This is a genomic window from Novosphingobium sp. IK01 (assembly GCF_033242265.1).
In the GTDB taxonomy this organism is placed as follows: Bacteria; Pseudomonadota; Alphaproteobacteria; order Sphingomonadales; family Sphingomonadaceae; genus Novosphingobium; species Novosphingobium pituita.
Window position 1 is genome coordinate 3,025,176 of record NZ_BTFW01000001.1, and the last position, 16,907, is coordinate 3,042,082.

General features: G+C 65.4%; 14 protein-coding genes, 4 pseudogenes and 1 other annotated feature. Of the genes and pseudogenes, 14 read left to right on the forward strand and 4 right to left on the reverse strand.

Annotated elements, in window-relative coordinates; genetic code table 11:
- Positions 1-213: 213 nt before the first annotated feature.
- The 6 genes and pseudogenes from SBI20_RS13915 to SBI20_RS13940 form a co-directional block, all read left to right on the forward strand.
- Positions 214-518 (forward strand): annotated as a pseudogene (locus SBI20_RS13915) (transposase); the annotation flags it as partial.
- 208 nt (positions 519-726) lie between these two features.
- Positions 727-1,665, forward strand: a complete 939-nt coding sequence (locus tag SBI20_RS13920; protein ID WP_317973750.1) for an IS110 family RNA-guided transposase — start codon at positions 727-729, stop codon at positions 1,663-1,665.
- Positions 1,657-1,770 (forward strand) — a sequence feature (AL1L pseudoknot). Its footprint overlaps the gene before it by 9 nt.
- Positions 1,680-2,603, forward strand: a pseudogene (locus SBI20_RS13925) (IS3 family transposase); the annotation flags it as partial. It overlaps the preceding feature by 91 nt.
- Before the next feature lie 42 nt (positions 2,604-2,645).
- Positions 2,646-3,344 (forward strand): annotated as a pseudogene (locus SBI20_RS13930) (IS5 family transposase); the annotation flags it as partial.
- Between the two features lie 149 nt (positions 3,345-3,493).
- Entirely contained in the window at positions 3,494-3,640 is a 147-nt protein-coding gene (locus SBI20_RS13935; RefSeq protein ID WP_317976168.1) for a hypothetical protein, read from the forward strand.
- 42 nt (positions 3,641-3,682) lie between these two features.
- Positions 3,683-4,126, forward strand: a pseudogene (locus SBI20_RS13940) (transposase); the annotation flags it as partial.
- Between the two features lie 168 nt (positions 4,127-4,294).
- On the opposite strand, the gene SBI20_RS13945 reads toward SBI20_RS13940, so the two are convergent.
- Positions 4,295-5,005, reverse strand: a complete 711-nt coding sequence (locus SBI20_RS13945; RefSeq protein WP_317975581.1) for a hypothetical protein — start codon at positions 5,003-5,005, stop codon at positions 4,295-4,297.
- A gap of 252 nt (positions 5,006-5,257) precedes the next feature.
- Here SBI20_RS13945 and SBI20_RS13950 point away from each other — a divergent pair, with 252 nt between their 5' ends.
- From SBI20_RS13950 to SBI20_RS13975, 6 genes are all read left to right on the forward strand, one after another.
- A complete protein-coding gene (locus SBI20_RS13950; RefSeq protein ID WP_317975582.1) occupies positions 5,258-7,183 on the forward strand; it encodes an HAD-IIIC family phosphatase in 1,926 nt (641 codons plus the stop codon).
- A 10-nt stretch (positions 7,184-7,193) separates the two neighbouring features.
- Entirely contained in the window at positions 7,194-7,808 is a 615-nt protein-coding gene (locus SBI20_RS13955; protein WP_317975583.1) for an LbetaH domain-containing protein, read from the forward strand.
- Entirely contained in the window at positions 7,805-8,047 is a 243-nt protein-coding gene (locus SBI20_RS13960) for an acyl carrier protein (RefSeq protein WP_317975584.1), read from the forward strand. The genes SBI20_RS13955 and SBI20_RS13960 overlap by 4 nt, the downstream gene beginning before the upstream one ends.
- Positions 8,044-8,634: an NUDIX hydrolase gene (locus tag SBI20_RS13965; RefSeq protein ID WP_317975585.1), complete on the forward strand. Its 591-nt coding sequence runs from the start codon at positions 8,044-8,046 to the stop codon at positions 8,632-8,634. Before SBI20_RS13960 ends, SBI20_RS13965 begins: the two co-directional genes overlap by 4 nt.
- Positions 8,635-8,663: 29 nt before the next feature.
- Entirely contained in the window at positions 8,664-9,137 is a 474-nt protein-coding gene (locus tag SBI20_RS13970) for a MarR family winged helix-turn-helix transcriptional regulator (protein ID WP_317975586.1), read from the forward strand.
- An 85-nt stretch (positions 9,138-9,222) separates the two neighbouring features.
- Positions 9,223-10,554 (forward strand): MFS transporter, encoded by a 1,332-nt coding sequence (locus SBI20_RS13975; RefSeq protein ID WP_317975587.1) that lies wholly within the window; start codon positions 9,223-9,225, stop codon positions 10,552-10,554.
- A 136-nt stretch (positions 10,555-10,690) separates the two neighbouring features.
- On the opposite strand, the gene SBI20_RS13980 is transcribed toward SBI20_RS13975, so the two are convergent.
- The 3 genes from SBI20_RS13980 to SBI20_RS13990 form a co-directional block, all read right to left on the reverse strand.
- Positions 10,691-12,154, reverse strand: a complete 1,464-nt coding sequence (locus tag SBI20_RS13980) for an SGNH/GDSL hydrolase family protein (protein WP_317975588.1) — start codon at positions 12,152-12,154, stop codon at positions 10,691-10,693.
- Position 12,155: 1 nt separating this feature from the next.
- Positions 12,156-12,422 carry a hypothetical protein gene (locus tag SBI20_RS13985; protein ID WP_317975589.1) on the reverse strand — a complete coding sequence of 89 codons (267 nt, stop codon included), beginning with the start codon at positions 12,420-12,422 and terminating at the stop codon, positions 12,156-12,158.
- Between the two features lie 105 nt (positions 12,423-12,527).
- Entirely contained in the window at positions 12,528-13,988 is a 1,461-nt protein-coding gene (locus SBI20_RS13990; protein WP_317975590.1) for an oligosaccharide flippase family protein, read from the reverse strand.
- Positions 13,989-14,164: 176 nt separating this feature from the next.
- Here SBI20_RS13990 and SBI20_RS13995 point away from each other — a divergent pair, with 176 nt between their 5' ends.
- Positions 14,165-15,403 (forward strand): glycosyltransferase, encoded by a 1,239-nt coding sequence (locus tag SBI20_RS13995; protein ID WP_317975591.1) that lies wholly within the window; start codon positions 14,165-14,167, stop codon positions 15,401-15,403.
- Complete coding sequence (locus SBI20_RS14000) at positions 15,400-16,896, forward strand: O-antigen ligase family protein (protein WP_317975592.1); 1,497 nt, start codon at positions 15,400-15,402, stop codon at positions 16,894-16,896. The genes SBI20_RS13995 and SBI20_RS14000 overlap by 4 nt, the downstream gene beginning before the upstream one ends.
- The last annotated feature ends 11 nt before the right edge of the window (positions 16,897-16,907 follow it).

Here is a 16,907-nt window from a genome sequence, read left to right on the forward strand (position 1 = left end):
AGATTGTCGTCCCCATGTTAGAGGCGTCTCCGGGGCTGCGGCCCATCGCAATCTTCGAGGAACTGCGGCGCCGATCTCCAGAGACCGAGTTTGGCTCACGACGGACGCTGGAACGGCGCATCCGTCATTGGCGCGCATTGCATGGGCAAGACCGTGAAGTTGAAGCGCCCCGGGTTTCCCGGAGGCTCCGATTTGTGAGAAGGAGCTTTCGTGATGAACAAGACCCGGAACAAGTTTTCACCTGAAGTCCGCGAACGCGCGGTGCGCATGGTTGGCGAGCATCGCGCCGATTACGGCTCGGAGTGGGAGGCGATGACCTCGATCGCCAGCAAGATTGGCTGCACGGCCGAGACTCTGCGCCGCTGGTGCCGTGAGGAGGCGAGCCGACGAACGGCACCAGCGGCGCTGGCCGCCGATGACCAGGCCCGGCTCAAACTGCTGGAGCGCGAGGTCAAGGAACTGCGGCGCGCCAACGAGATCCTGCGCAAGGCATCAGCGTATTTTGCGATGGCGGAGCTTGTCTTATGAGAATTCCCGGCTCCTGAGGCAAAAGGGAGCCACAACCCGGCACCGCAGCTGCGGTGCCGGGTTGTGGCGGAGGCGGCGCCGTGCGGAGCTTGGTCTTGCAGGACCGCGGTCGAGTTTGGCGAGCCTCCGTCTTTTCTTACGACCTGAACGGATACGTGGGCTCCGGGCCCGAACGACAAGCAAAGGTAGAAAGAAGAGATGGCCAAGGATACCATCGGGATCGACGTGTCGAAAGACCGCCTGGATGCGTTTTGGCATTCCCAAGACGCAGCACTCAGCCTGCCCAACACGGTTGAGGGTTTCGCCCAGCTATGCACATGGCTGGGTAAGAATAAGGGGGTGTTGGTCGTTTTCGAGGCGACCGGCGCATATCATCGTGGGCTTGAACGATACCTCAGCTTGGCGGGGCAGCCTTTCATCAAGGTCAATCCGAAGCAAGCGCGGCGCTTTGCTCAGGCTATCGGCCGTCTGGCCAAGACCGACAGCGTTGATGCCAGGATGTTGGCACGAATGGGCGTGGTCCTTGATCTGGCCCCACAAGGCATTGAAGGCGAAGATATTCATGATCTCAGAGAGTTGCTGACAGCTAGGCGGGCCATGGTCAAAGATCAGATCACCGCAAAGACGCGTCTCGCCACAGCGAGCAACCCGCTTGTGAAGGACCAACTTTGCCGCCGGATCGATGACATCGACACGGACATCAAAGCCCTGGATCAAGTGATTGCGCAGATCGCTCAGCAGCGTGGCACCCTTGATGAGCGCATCAGACGCCTCATGACCATTCCCGGGATCGGCAGATTGACCGCGACCACGTTGGTGATCGACATGCCAGAGCTTGGACATCTCGACAGCAAAAAGATCGCCGCTCTGGCTGGGCTTGCGCCTATGACGCAACAGTCAGGCAAGTGGCAAGGCAAAGAGCGGATTATTGGTGGTAGGGCATCACTTCGACGGGCAATTTACATGCCTGCGTTGGTTGCCATTCGCTTCAATCATGATTTCCGTGACAAATATCAGCAGTTCGTAAATGCAGGGAAAGCAAAGAAGGTGGCTATCACCGCCGTCATGCGGCGCATCATCGTTCTGGCAAACACGTTGTTGCGTGAAGGACGCGATTGGCAACCTGTTCGCCCTTGACCAAGACGGATACTCGACCGCCGCGAGAAATGATGATGTCGTTCATCGACGCCCATCGTGAGGATCTGGGTATCGAGCCGATCTGCCATGAGTTGGCGATCGCCCCGTCCTCCTACCATGAACATGCACGTCGCCTGGCCGATCCTGGCAGGCGCCCCGCGCGTGCCCGTCGTGATGACGAGATCAAGGCGCAGATCAAGCGCGTCCACGAGGCCAGTTCCGGGCTCTATGGAGCGCGCAAAGTCTGGCACCAGTTGCTGCGCGATGGCGTGGCTGTCGCCCGGTGCACCGTGGAGCGCCTGATGGCGGCCATGGGGCTGGCGGGCATTCGGCGTGGCAAGACGACGATCACCACGGTCAGCAATCCGAAAGCCCCGTGCCCATTGGATAAAGTCAATCGCGAGTTCCGCGTTGAACGTCCCAACGCATTGTGGGTGGTCGATTTTACATACGTCCACACCTGGGCCGGCTTCGTTTATGTAGCTTTCGTGATCGACGCCTATGCCCGCCGGATCGTGGGCTGGAAGGTCAGCACGTCGGCTACCGCCGGCTTCGTGCTGGACGCCTTGGAACAGGCGATACACGCCCGCAGGCCAGGGCCGGAAGATGGCCTGATCCACCATAGCGACAGGGGCGTTCAATATCTCGCCATGAACTACACCCAGCGTCTGGCCGAAGCCAACCTCGTGCCATCGGTCGGCAGCGTCGGCGACAGCTATGACAATGCCTTGGCCGAGACCATCAATGGCCTCTACAAAACCGAGGTGATCTGGCGTCAGAGGTCATGGCCAAGCGCATCGGCAGTCGAAATAGCAACCCTGCGCTGGGTGGATTGGTTCAACAACCAGCGCCTTTTCGGCCCCATCGGCTACATCCCGCCCGCCGAGGCCGAGGCAAACTACTATGCAGCCAGAGAGACCCTCGATATGGTTGCATGACTCAATTGAAAATGCCTCCGGGAAACCCGGGGCGCTTCAGTATTGCTTTCAGATGAACATTTCTCGGTCGATGGCACGCTGATCGAAGCCTGGGCCAGCATGAAGAGCTTCACGCCCAAGGATGCGGGCGACTGCTCCGATGACGATGACGACCCGCTGCCGCCCAAACGCAAAGGGCGCAACGTCGAACGCGATTTCCACGGCGAGAAGCGCAGCAATGCCACCCATGCCTCAACCACCGATCCGGACGCACGCCTGTTCAAGAAGGCACGTGGGCAAGCCGCAAAGCTGTGCCACATGGGCCATGTGTTGATGGAAAACCGCCACGGCCTAGTGATCGATGCCACGTTGACCCACGCCACAGGCACCGCCGAGCGCGAGGCGGCGTTGACCATGCTGGAGCGTCTGGACGGCTGCCACCGCATCACGCTGGGCGCCGACAAAGCCTACGACACCGCCGATTTCGTTGCCAATCTGCGCGCGTTGAATGTGACGCCCCATGTCGCGCAAAACACCGCCAACCGACGTTCGGCCATCGACGGCCGCACCTCCCGGCACACTGGCTATGCCGCCAGCATCCGTATCCGTAAGCGGATCGAGGAGGTCTTCGGCTGGGCCAAGACCTGCGGCAATCTGCGCAAGACTCGCTACCGAGGGCTGCCGCGCGTGGGCTGGGCCTTCACACTGACCGCCGCCGCCTACAACTTGGTGCGCCTGCCAAAGCTCCTGGCGACAGGATAAATGCGCCCGGTGAGCGCCAAATGGGAGGTGAAAGGCCCGGATCGGCGCGCATCAGACGGAAAACGGGGCTCAGTCCCGCCGTGCATCGCATCAACGGGGGCATAGGACCCGCCAGACAGGGCCTATTTCCGCAGCCTGCTAGGTCGAGCATGTTTTTGCGCATCAGCAAGGCCAAAATGGGCCTGTTCATCCGCACCATCGGCATCAAGCGCGCCGAGGCGAAAATCACGCTCGCGAATTTGGCGTTCAATATGCACAGCCTGGTCTTTCACGAGACGCGGGCAGCAGCCGGATAATTGCGGCCTGAAAGCGGATATCCGGCCCGCATACCCAGGCTGGCACACCAAAATGCCGAGAAAATTGCGCGGTTCAGCACTCGCGCTCAGGTCAGTGCGCCGTCATCACGCCTTCGCTGTCAAATCCGATCGGTAAATGGAGGTGCCCAGATCTATTGCCGCCGTGGCCAGGCCGAGAATCACATCAAATCCTGGAAAACCCACCTCGCTGCCGACCGCACATCCTGCACCAGGGCTGTCGCCAACCAGTTTCGCTTGTTCCTCCACGCGGGAGCCTATTGGCTGATGTGGAGCCTGCGCGCCGCCATGCCCAAGCGCTCGGTCTGGCGCGCCCTTCAGTTCGACACGCTGCGCCTGCGCCTCATCAAGATCGCTGCCCGCGTCGTCGAATTGAAGACCATGATCCGCATTCAATGGCCGACAGCCTGCCCATATCAGAAAATCCTCCAGGTGGCGCTCGACAGGATTCCCCACTTGGTCACCTGACCGGCGGGCAAGGCCCATCGTATCGAACCCTTCCTCCTTCATCCGCAAACTTCGATACCGTAAATCGCCCCGCCCAATGGGCGTGATCCCGCGTGCCTGCTTACGGTTCAGAACGCAAAAGTTGCGTCAGGCACACAACCCCGGTGAATTTTGCGGGCTCAGTGTGCATCATACTCGTTTGACGGACCAGTGCTGGATTGAGACTTGGCCGGTGCCGGAGATGGCTTCGGCGCCCAGGGCTACGCCCCAGAGCCATTCGTTGCCGGTGATGAGGCCGGTTTGCTGGAGCCAGGCGAGGGCGGCGCGCATGTCGATGGTGCCCTTGGGGATGTCGGACTGCTGCTGGGGGGCGAACATGCAGTATTTGGCGTCGATCCGCACGTCCCAGGTGCGGCCCTGCGGGTCGGTATAGGTGCCGACCTTGCGGGCCGCTTCGAAGTATTTGCGCGAATGTTCGGGGGTGTGGAGCAGCCAGCCCACTTCAAGGAGCTTGGATTCCGAATCGGTCGGGCTCGATCGCAGGTAGAATTCGGTCAGGACATTGGCGGAGCCGTGGGCCTCGTCGATGGTCCAGGCGAAGTCCTGCGTATAGGTATGGACATCATGGACGCGGCGGGGCGGGATCGGGGTTTCGGTTTCGCCGCCATCATAGTTGCCGTGCATGACCGCCTGGTACGACCACACGCCCGGCCCGTTGCGCGGGGCGAAGGGAGGCCAGCGCCAGTGGGCGGTGGTGTTGTCGGGGAAGTGCGTGGTGTCGATGCCCATCGAGGTGGCGAGCGGTGACCACCAGTTGGTGAGGCCCGAGCGTTCGGCGCCCCAGGGCTGCGAATAGGCGAAGTAGGCGCCCTTCGTGTAAGGGGTCTTGGGAGGAAGCAAGGTTTGATCCGGGCCTGCCTTGGGCGCGGTGGCCCACAGTGCGCCAGTTGCCAGTAATCCCGCAGCGGCCACACCGCCTGCTGCCCAACGCCAGATTTTCAATGCGATCCCCTTGCTGCAGTGCATCCTTGCCGCAATGCAGCGGGCATTGTAGCAGCGAGGAGATTGGTGCTGAACCCCCAAATGCGGCCCATATGGCGCATCGGGCCGGATCAGTGGCCCGCCTGGACGCGGAGCGTTGGAGACACAGCGATGGCAGTGGGGGCAGTTGGGGGGCTCGACTGGTTGGTGCGCGGCAGCGATCTGCCGGCCCTTGTCGAGGATGGAACCGGGCAAGGGCAGGCGGCGCTCGCTGCGGGCCTTGGTCTGTTGGCACAGCGTGATCTTTCCTTTTCGCAGATGCTGAAGGTGGATCGCCAGTTGCGCTCCCTCGGGCAGGATGGGCTGGAGCGCGGGGGGCTTGCGCCTTTGCGGCTGGCGGTGCTGGGCTCGGCCAGCCTTGATCATCTGTTGCCCGGATTGCGGGTGGCGGGGGTGCGCCATGGTTTTGCGCTTGAGATCTTTCGTGGCGAGTATGGCCAGTATTGGCACGAGATCATGGATGCGGATGGTCCTTTGCGGGCCTTTGCGCCCGATGCCGTGTTGCTGGCGCTCGATGCCGGGCATCTGGTGGGCGAGGGGGTCGATCCGGCTGGCGAGGTGCGGCTGGAGGAAACCTTTGCCCGGCTGCGCGAGGGGTGGGCCACGCTGATCGGCGCGACCGGCGCGCAAGTGATCCAGCAGGCGGCCTTGCCCCGGTTACCCGCGCTGATGGGAGGGAACGAGCATCGGCTGGCGGGCTCTCCGGCGCATCTGGTCGCTGCGTTCAACCGGCGGTTGCGCGGGGAGGCCGATGCGGCCGGGGTGGATGTGCTGGCGCTCGACGAGGCGGCGGCGGCCGACGGGCTGGCCGTCTGGCACGACCGGGTGTTGTGGCTCAAGGCGCGGCAGGAGGTCTCGCCGCTTGCTGCGCAGCATTATGGCGAGCTGGCGATGCGGCTGGTGGCGGCGCGGCGCGGGCGGTCGGCCAAGTGTCTGGTGCTCGATCTCGACAACACGCTGTGGGGCGGGGTGATCGGCGACGACGGGCTGGAAGGGATCGCGCTGGGGCAGGGCAGCCCCGAGGGCGAGGCCTTTCTGGCGTTCCAGCGCCATGTGCTCGGCCTGATGGAGCGCGGGGTCATTCTGGCGGTCTGTTCGAAGAACGACGAGGCCAATGCCCTGCTGCCGTTCGAGAAGCACCCCGACATGCTGTTGCGGCGCGAGCATATTACCGCCTTCCTCGCCAACTGGGACGACAAGGCGACCAATCTGCGCCGTATTGCCGAAAGGATCGGTATCGGGCTCGACGCGCTGGTATTCGTTGACGACAATCCGTTCGAGCGCGAGCTGGTGCGCCAGACCCTGCCGATGGTGCGCGTGCCCGAGATGCCCGAAGATGCCGCATTCTATGCCGAGCGGCTGGCGCGGGCGGGCTATTTCGAGGCGCTGGCGCTCACGCAGGAGGATGCCGGGCGCACCGCGCTCTATGCAGCCAGGGCCGCGCGCGAGGCGGCGCGCGCGCAGGCGACCGATCTGGGCGCCTATCTGGCCGGGCTCGACATGGTGCTCGAATGGCAGCGGGTCGACAGCCTCGGCCTTGCCCGCGCGGCCCAGCTGACAGCCAAGACCAACCAGTTCAACCTGACCACGCGGCGTTATACGCAGGCGCAACTGGCCGCCCTGATCGACGATCCGCATGCGCTGGTGCTCCAGTTCCGCCTGCGCGACCGCTATGGCGACAATGGCGTGATCGCGATTGTGGTGGCCACGCCCGGAGCAGATGAGACCGATGTGCTGGTCCTCGATGCCTGGTTGATGAGCTGCCGGGTGCTGGGGCGCGGGGTCGAGGCGGCGTGTCTGGCGGTCTTGGCGCAGGCGGCGCGGGCGATGGGCGCGCGGGCGCTGGACGGGCTCTATCTGCCGAGCGGGCGCAATGGCATGGTGCGCGACCATTATGCCGGGCTGGGGTTTGCGCGTCTTGCCGGTGCGGGAGAAGAGGCAGCCGGGGCCACGCGCTGGCGGTTCGATCTGGCGGGGCGGGACGGCGCGGCGGAGTTGGCTGGCGCGATCCGCATCGTGCCCGAGCCGGGCGCATGAAGGGGGCGTGATGAAGCGGCTGATCAAGCAGGGGTGGGTGGCGCTCAATCTGGTGCGGCTCTGGCCGAGCCTTGTGGCGGTGATGCTCGGCGCTGTCGATGCGCCGATCCGGGCCGACATCCGCCGCTGGGCGCTGATCCTGTTCAAGGAGGAGCGCCTGTCGGGCGGGGCGCTGCTCTGGCGCCATTGCTGGCTGATGGTCTATTATCGCGAATATCGCAATCTGGCCTATCTGCGGCTGCCGCTGGCCGGGCTTTATGGCTGGATGATGCCGCGCCTCGACAGTCTTCAGCTCTATATCGACGAGCTGGGGCCGGGGTGCTTCATTCAGCACGGCTTTGCCACGATTGTCGCCGCGCGTTCGATTGGCGCCGATTTCTGGCTGAACCAGCAGGTGACCATCGGCTATTCCAACGATACCGACGTGCCGGTGATCGGCAACGGGGTGACCGTGCGGCCCGGCGCGCGGATTGTCGGCAAGCTCAAGGTGGGCGACGGGGCCACGGTGGGGATGAACACGGTGGTCACCGGCAATGTGCCACCCGGCGCCACGGTGTTTGGCGTGCCGGGGCAGGTGATCTGGCGCAAGCCGCCTGAACAGGTTTCAAGGAAAGGACAAGCATGACCCGCGAGGATATCGTCACCACGTTGACCGGCATTTTTCGTGATATCTTCTTTGATGACGATCTCGTGCTGCGCGACGACATGACCGCCGACGATGTCGAGGACTGGACCTCGCTCACCCACATCAACCTGATCCTTGCGGTCGAGGAAGCCTTCGAGATCAAGATCCGTTCGAACGAGATCGAGAAGCTGACCGATGTGCGCGCGCTGGTCGACCTGATCGCAAAGAAGGTGGCGTGAGCGGCGCAAGCCCCGGCGCAAATGGCCAGAGCGCACAGATCGTCGGGCGCACGCTGGTCTATGATGGGTGGTATCGCCTGCACCGGCTGGAGGTGGCCATGCCCGATGGCGCCCGTGTGGAGCGGCATCTGCTCGACAATGGCAGTGCGGTGGCCGTGCTGCCCTACGATCCGGTGCGGCGCACGTGCATGGTCATCACCCAGCCGCGCGCGGCGGTGCTGGAGGCGGGGGAGGCGCCGCTGATCGAGGCCATCGCGGGCGCACTCGACGGGATCGATCCGGCCGCGCGTATCCGCGAGGAAGCGATGGAGGAGGCGGGCCTTCGCCTCGACGCGCTGGAACCGGTGTGCAAGATGTGGTCGCTTCCGCCGATTTCGACCGAGCGGATCGACCTGTTCCTGGCCCGCTATGCCGCCACCGACCGCGTGGGGGCAGGCGGCGGGGCCGAGGGCGAGCATGAATGCATCACCGTGATCGAGATGGGTCTTGATGCCTTGCGTGATCTGGTCGTGGCGGGCAGGTTGAGCGATGCCAAGACGCTGATCCTCGCGCAGGCGCTGATGCTGCGCCATCCCGACTTGTTTTGACAGGCCCGGCAGTGGCAGGGGAGCCCCCCATGACCAAAGCGCAAACCGATCCGCAGGGCGGAAATCAGCAGGACCATGACCGCGCCGATATCGGCGCGATCAACGCCATTCTGGGCTTCCACATCCGCCTTGCCCACGGGGTCTGCCTGCGCCATTTCACCGAGACGTTCGCTGAACTCGGTCTCACGCAGAAGCAGGTCTCGGTGCTCTGGCTGGTCGATGATCATCCCGGCATCGCCCAGACCGATCTGGCCCAGCGGCTCCAGATGGACCGCGCCACGACAATGGCGATCATCAACCGGCTTCAGGCCAAGCACCTGCTACGGCGCGACCGTTCGGCGCACGACGGGCGCAAGCAGGCGCTCCACCTCGAACCCGAAGGCCATGCCATGCTCGCGCGGGCCAAGCTGGCCATCGGCGAGCACGAGGCCTGGGTGAAGCGGAACTTTTCCGATGCCGAGGTCAAGACCCTGATCGCATTGCTCTCCCGCATTCACGAGTAGCCAGAGGCCTGAATCGTGTTATAGTGCATAACAATACGGCGTACCTCAACGGTGGCCAGCACATGACACGGGAGAGAGAGGCCTGATGCGCGATGATTCGCTGTTCGACAATCGGCTGCGTGACGATCCGCGCGAGGTAATCCATCATTCTCCGATGGGGCTGCGCCAGTGGGTGGCGGTGGCCCTGATGATCGGCCTCAATGCGCTCGACGGGTTCGATGTCTTGTCCAGTGCCTTTGCCGCGCCGGGGATCGCCCGCGAATGGGGGGTGGGGCGCGATGCGCTGGGCGTGGTGCTCTCGATGGAGCTGATCGGGATGGGGTTCGGCTCGATTGTCATGGGCGGGGCGGCCGACCGTTTTGGCCGACGCCCGACGATCCTGGCGTGCCTCGTGGTCATGACCCTGGGCATGGGGTTGGCGACAACCGCGACAGGCCCGGCCATGCTGGGCGGCTGGCGCCTGCTGACCGGGCTGGGCATCGGCGGCATGCTGGCCGCGACCAATGCCGTGGTGGCCGAGATCAGCAGCGTGAAGGGGCGCAGTCTTGCGCTTTCGCTGATGGTGATCGGTTATCCGCTGGGGGCGACGGTGGGCGGCATGATCGCCGCTGTCCTGTTGCGCAGCGGGGAATGGCGCCATGTCTTTGCCTTTGGCGCACTGGCCACGGCCTGTTTCCTGCCGCTCGTCCATGTCTTCGTGCCCGAGACACCCGCGTGGTTCCTCGCCCGCCGCCCGACCGATGCGCTGGCACGGATCAACCGCTCGCTCGCGGCCTTCCGGCTTCCTGCCGCCCTTGCGTTGCCCCCTGTCGAACCGGCGGGGGCACGCGCGGGGCTGCTCGACATCCTGCGGCCCGGCCTTGTCGGCACGACGGTCCTGCTCACACTGGGCTATGCGTTCCACTGCGTGACGTTCTACTACATCCTCAAGTGGAGCCCCAAGATCGTCGCCGATTTCGGCTATACGCAGGCACAGGCGGCCAGTGTGCTGGTCTGGGCCAATCTGGGCGGGGCGCTGGGGGGCGGACTGTTTGGCCTGCTGATGCACCGTTTCGGCATCAAGTGGCCGACGATTGGTGTGCTGGTCGCGGGCAGTCTGGCGGTCTGCGTGTTTGGTCTGGGGGCGTCCTCGCTCGATGGCTGGCGCTTTGCAGTGTTCTGCACGGGCTTTACCACCAATGCGGCGATGGTCGGTTTCTATGCCGCCTTTGCCCATGGTTTCCCGGCCAGGGTCCGCGCGACGGGCACGGGCTTTGCCATTGGCGCGGGGCGCATCGGGGCGGCAGGATCGCCGATTCTGGCGGGCGAGCTGTTCCATGCCGCCGGTTTGTCGCTGCTGACGGTTTCGGTGGTGATGGCGCTGGGTTCGCTGGCCGCGGCGGGAGCCTTGCTGATGCTGCGCCTGCGCGAAGCCTAGCCCCCCGAACGGCAGCATGGTGTCATACCCACCATAGCCACAGACACCACGTCCGCCAAGGATAATGGGGTGAAGGGGGCCATGCCCCCTTCATTAACTCTCTTATTTTGTTGTGTTTCGTGCAGCCACTCCCGGTTCACAGGACCAGCGCCATTTCCCTGAACGCGGCCCCGATCAGCGGGGCCAGCGCCGCGCCGATCACATCATGCCCGGCCTGACTGGGGTGAACGTCAGTGGTCGAGGGGGTATTGCCGACGCAGGCCCAGGGGCTGGTTTCCGAATAGACCCCGAGCGCGCGAAAATCGATGAAGCGCAGCCATTGGGGGGCATTGGCGGCGGCAACCCCTGCGGCAATCGCGGCGGTGGCGGTTCCGCTGCCATCCCCGGCAAAAGGCCCGGCGACCACGATCCGCACGGCGGGCAGGGCGGCGCGCAATTCGTTGAGGCGGGCGGTGACGGTGGCGGTCAGCGTGGCCGGATCGACGGCGCCGAGCGCATCGTTGGTGCCCAGCGCGATCACGAGGAAATCGGGCGCTTCGGCGATGATTCCGGCCACATCGAGCGAAAAGGGCGTGCTCATCAGCCAGCCCCGCCCTGCCGTGCCATAGGGAACGAAGCGTTCGGCAAGGTTCAGGCGCCGCGCCACCTGCCAGGCCCATGTTCCCACCGCATAGTCGGCCATCAGATATTCGGTGATGCTGTCGCCCGCGATCACCAGCTTGGGCGAGGAGACCGGATCGGCGGCGGTCACTGCGCTGCCGGGGGGCAGGGTCAGCCCGCCGAACATCGTGCCATAATCGAAGACGATCTCGATCAGGCGTCTGGTCGCGGTGCTCTGGAGTTTTTGCCAGATCGGGCCGGTCGCCTGAAAGCCGGTGCCGCTGCCTGAAGTGGTGGACTGGGCGAGCGGGGCATTGGGCGGGAGCGTGTAGGAGCCGGGGGTCTGCACGCAGACATTGGTCACCGCTCCGGCATTGACCCCGGTGACCCGCAGCACGGCAGGGCTGGCAAATGTGCCGCCTGCAACGGTGATGGTGTCACCCACGGCATAGCCGGTGCCTGCCACGCCGACACTTGCGCGCACGAGGGCATAAGTCTGGGTGTTGGCGCCAAAGTCGATCTGCATCCACTGGCGCGCGCTCGATGCGGTGGACTTGGCGGCAAAGGCGGCCACGGCCTGATCGAACGGGGTGCGGGTCAGGAGCTTGCCATCGACGAGAATCGAGAAACCGCGCGTGCTGGTGGTCGAACGGGCGACCCGCACATCGACGCGGGGGCCGAACAGGTTGAAGCGGATGCGCCCGCCGGTTCGGTCCGAGGCGATGAACACGCTGTCGGAGGTGGCCTGCCAGGCGCCAAGGCGGGTGATCTGCGCGGCGGTATTGGCAATGGCCAGCCCGCCCGAAATGGTCGTGCCAGCGCCCACGGCGCCCATCGTCACACCCGGCGCGGCGGTCGCCAGCGCGAGGGGATCGTCGGCCAGCGGCCCGCGATAGGTCGCGGCCCAGTGCAGGCCGGGGGACCGCGCGGCGTCGAGAGCCTGTCCGGCCTGGGTACGCAGCGAGCCCAGTTGCGCGAAGGCGAGATTGCCCATGCTCATGTCAGGCCACTCCTGCGGTGATGATGGTGGGGTAGTTGAGCGTGCGCACCCAGATGTGCGGGGCGCTGCCACCAAAGGCGTCCCCCTGACCGACAAGGAACCCGCCCTGGACGGGGGCCTGTCCCGACGCCGAATAGGCGACCAGCGCGGGCACCGATCCCCGGCACTGGATCCACGTGGGCACATTGGCGAGCGCCGGATAGGCCAGTGTCAGATCGGTCCAGTCCTGGCCGACGATGATGTCGGCGCCCATATCCTGTGATGCCATGTGCGATGCTCCCTGAAAGGCCCATGGGAGCAGCACTAGGCAGGCGCCCGGCGCACTTGAATCGCAGCAGGACTTTCGGGGGCGGGAGCGGGCGCGGGGGGGCTTTCAGGCCGGTCGCTGCGCGCGTCTGGCGCGCAGGCGTGCTGCCAGCGTGGCAAGAAGGCCGCGCGCCTCGCGCGGCATCGCCAGCCCCAGCGCCGCGCCATAGAACAGCACGCCCAGCCCGATCGCCAGCAGCAGCATCGGCGCGGTATGGACCAGCGGGATGGCCCGGACGCCCAGTCCCATCAGCGTTGCCGCGGCCAGAATCCGCGCAAAAGTGCCGAGCGGGGCGTGAAACCCGAAGCGCCTGCGCGAGAGTGCGAAGCTGGCCAGCAGCGTGCACAGGCCCGAGATCATTGGCCCGAGTGCGGCTCCCGCCAGCCCCAGCCAGCGCAGGCCGATCCATGTCGAGGCCGCAGCCACCACGATGTCGAGCGCGGCAATCGCGGTTCCATAGCCGGGGCGCAGGCACAGCGCGAAGACCTGATCGCTGGTGTGCGCGCGCAGATAGCGAAACAGCCCGCCAATCGTGGCCAGCGGCAGGATGCTGGCAGTCGCCTCGCGGAAGCGGCTTTCGACCAGCACGTCGATGATCAGCCGGTTGATGGCGAGCAGGCCGCAGGCCACCGGCATGACCGCCAGCGCCACGAGCACCATGTTCTGCCGCAACTGGGCAGAGGCGGCCTCGATCCCCTCCTGTTCCATTCGCCGGACTACCAGCGGATAGGCCCCGGCCGTCACCAGCGTGACCGCAAACGACGAGGCGCGCAGGCCCAGCCCATAGCCCACCGCGAACGTGCCCATCGCCGCCATGCCCAGCGCGCCGCTCACGATGAAGCGGGGCAGGGCAAAGGCCAGCGTGGCCAGCAGGGTGGCGATCATCACCGCGCCCCCGAACGCGATGGCGGTGTGAAAAACCGGGCGGTCGTATGCAGGTGGACGGCGCAAGGCATCGCTCATCGCCAGTGCGGCAACCAGCCCGAGGCCCTGGGCAAGCAGGAAGCCGAGCAGGACCGCTTGCGCCGATGAGCCGTGGGCCAGCAACAGCAGCACCCCGATGGCAAATCCGGCCATCGGCCCGCAAGTCTGCACGAGACTGTAGAGCGCGATCCGCGCTTCGGCACGGGCACGGTCGGCAAAGTAGGCGCTGGTCGAGCGGGTGATCATGAACCCTTCGACGAGCGCGAGCATGGCCGGATCGGGCAGGCCGCCTTCCAGTGCTGCGGCCAGTGGCACCACGGCCAGACTTTGCGCGGCGCCCGATGCGAGCAGGGCGAGGGTTTCGCAGCCCAGAAACTGGCGCCGGGCGGTGGTGTCGGCAAACGTGCGCACGAAGCGCAGCACGTATCGCTGCCACCATCCGAAAAACAGCGCAAAATAAACCTCTTGCACCGCAATGGTGAGCGTGACCACACCAAGGTCGCGCGGGGTCATCAGGCGAGCCCAGACCAGAATCGAGGCGAACTGGACGAGAGGGGCCACGATCTGGGCGGGCAGATAGAGCAGGGTTTGTCGAATCAACATCGAATCACGACCCGAATCCTGCTTTATTGTCGCGGTGGATATAGATCGTGGTTTTCAAATCATGAACTTAACTTTGTGCCAATACGGTTGTTTGTTGACTGTTTGATTTACGATAGGCTTTCCGCAAGACGAACGAGGGCGCGCCTTGCGCAGTCCCTGGTCTCGGGAGGCGGCATATGGGCGGAGCGATTGCGCAGCGGCAGGGGGCACCAGCCGACTGGCGCGTGCACGACGAGACGGGTGAAAACGCCTGTCAAACCGATGGCGCCATGGCGCCGCCCCTCGCGGCAGAGGTGCCGATCCTGCTCTACATGCCCGCTTTCCATGGCGGCGGCGCAGAAAATGCGCTCGTGCGGCTTGCCAATCACTGGCACGCACAGGGGCGCAAGGTCACGATCATCGTCAATGCGGTGCGCGGTCCGGTGGTCGAGAAGGTTGTGCCCGGCGTCGAGATCGTGGCGCTGGGCAGCCGGTTTACCGCGCTGGCCTGGCCGCGGCTGGGGATGCTGTTGCGGCGGCGGCGCCCGGCTTTTCTGGCCACGGCCCTGCTTGGCCCCAATGTCGCCGGGCTCTGGGCCGCGCGGCTGTGGTCGCCGTGCACGGCGGTGGCCTGCCTCGTGCGCAATCACACCACGCGCGAGATCGCCGGGCGCGACCGCCTGCGCCGCGCGCTGTTTCCGCCGCTGCTTCGGGCGGCCTATCGCCGGGCCGATGGTGTGGGCTGTGTCGCGGGCGATGTGGCGCAGGATATCATCGCCTATGCCGCCCTCTCACCCGAGCGGGTCATGACCACGCTCAACCCGGTGCCATTTCCCGAAACAGAGCCATTTCCCCAAACCGGGAGGGAGCACGAGCCAGACCTGTCTGGCGATTGGCCCCCTTCCGGGCCGGTCATTGTGGCAATGGGCCGGATGGTTGCGCAAAAGGACTATCCCACCCTGCTGCGCGCCTTTGCCCGTCTTGAAGGTGCGCCCCACCTGCTGATCCTTGGCGAAGGCCCGCTGCGCGCCGAACTGGAGGCGCTGTGCCTGTCGCTGGGCATTGCCGGGCGGGTTCACATGCCCGGTTTCCGCAACCGGCCCGAGGCCTGTCTGGCCCGCGCCGACCTCTTCGTGCTGTCGTCCCGCTTCGAGGGGTTCCCCAATGTGATCGCCGAGGCGCTCGCGCTCGGGCGGACGGTCGTGGCCACCGATGCGCCGGGCGGCGGGGCCGAGATTCTGGGCTCCGGGGCTTTCGGGCATCTGGTTCCGGTCGGCGACGTGGCCGCGCTGGCCCGTGCCATGGCGCGGGCTCTGGCCGATCCTGTCGATCCGGCGCGCGCGCGGGAACGGGCAAGGGACTTTGCGATCGAGGCCGTATCGCGCCGTTACGAGGCCTTGTTCGCCCGTGCGATGGAGCACCGGCGGAACGGATGATCGCGCAGGGCAGCGAGGGGGATGGGCGTGTTCCCTGGGCGCAAAGGCCCTGGCGACTGGCCACGGTGGTCGAGGGGACATTCAGTCTCTCAGGCGTCGTGCCCCGGCTCTATGTCTATTGCGTTGTCGTCTATTTCAGTGGCGCGATCACGCGTCCCCTGTCGGGCAATTCCGGCAGTTTCCGCGATGTGGGCGAGGCGCCGATGGTGCAGGCGCTGGGGATTGCGGTCTATCTGGGCGGGGCCATGCTGGGGCTGTGGGGGCTGGTGCAGCGCCAGTTGCAGGGGCGCCTGTCCATCAGTCCGCCGCTGGTCGGCTATGGCCTGCTGGCGCTCTGGGTTGCGCTCTCGCCGCTGTGGAGCCCGATGCCCGATCTGGGGATGCGGCGCGCGGTGGCCTTCGTGGGCACGGTCATGGTTTCCTGCGCGATTGCCACCACGATCCCGGCGCGCGACATCGCGCGGGTGCTGGTCCATTGCAGCGTCGGGCTGATCGTGATCACGCTGGCCTTGCGGTTGGCACTGCCGGTCTATGCGGTCCATCAGGCCGGGGAAGCCGGCGTTGCGGAACATGCCGGGCGCCTGCGCGGCTCGTATGCCCACAAGAACGAACTGGCCCGCACGCTGGCTCTGGCGATCATTGTCCTGCTTACATTTGGCCGGGTTTTCCTGCGCGGGCGCTGGCTGCGGCCGGGCCTCGTGCTGGCAGGCATGGGGCTGGCGATGATGAGCGGATCGGCCAAAGTGCTTTTGATCATCCCGCTGGCGGTTGGCGGAGCGTGGTTCTTTGCCATTCCGATGGGGCGGGCGGTGCGTTGCCTGCTGCTGCTGGGCATGGCGGGGCTGGTTGGGCTGGTCATGCTCTCGGGGGTGTCGAGGCTGATCGCAGGCGGGGTCTTCGCGTCGGTGGGGCGCGGGGGCGACATGTCGGGGCGCTCGCTGATCTGGGAGGTGGCCTGGCGGTTCTATGCCCTTCATCCCCTGATCGGTCAGGGCTATGCAACCGGATGGGCGGCGGGCGCGCAGGCCTATTTCGCGCAGCTCAAGCTGATCGTGATCGGCCACGCGCACAACGGCTATATCAACACCCTGCTCGATCTGGGGGCGGTGGGCCTCGTACTGGCGCTACTGCCCCCGGCCATGATGGCGGTGTGCCTCGTGGCCTTCCCGCGACGCATCGCCGATCACTTGCGCGCGTTCGGCGTGGCCTGGCTGGTGATGTATCTGATGATGAATGTCTCGGGCACCTATCTGATCAATTACAACGACCTCTACACTTTCACGACGATCGTGTGCTGTTTCTGGTGTCATGGGGTGTTTCACTTCCGGGTCGATGTCCTGAGCCTGCTGCTCTCCAGTCGGCTGCGGGGAGATGCCCGGTGGTGCCTGCCCGGGCGTCGCCGCACCGATGTGCCACGCGCCTGGCGCACGGCCTGCCTGCTTTTCCCGCAAGATCCTGCTCGGACTTTGCAGGAAGGCGAAAGAAATGTGTGATTGCATCATGT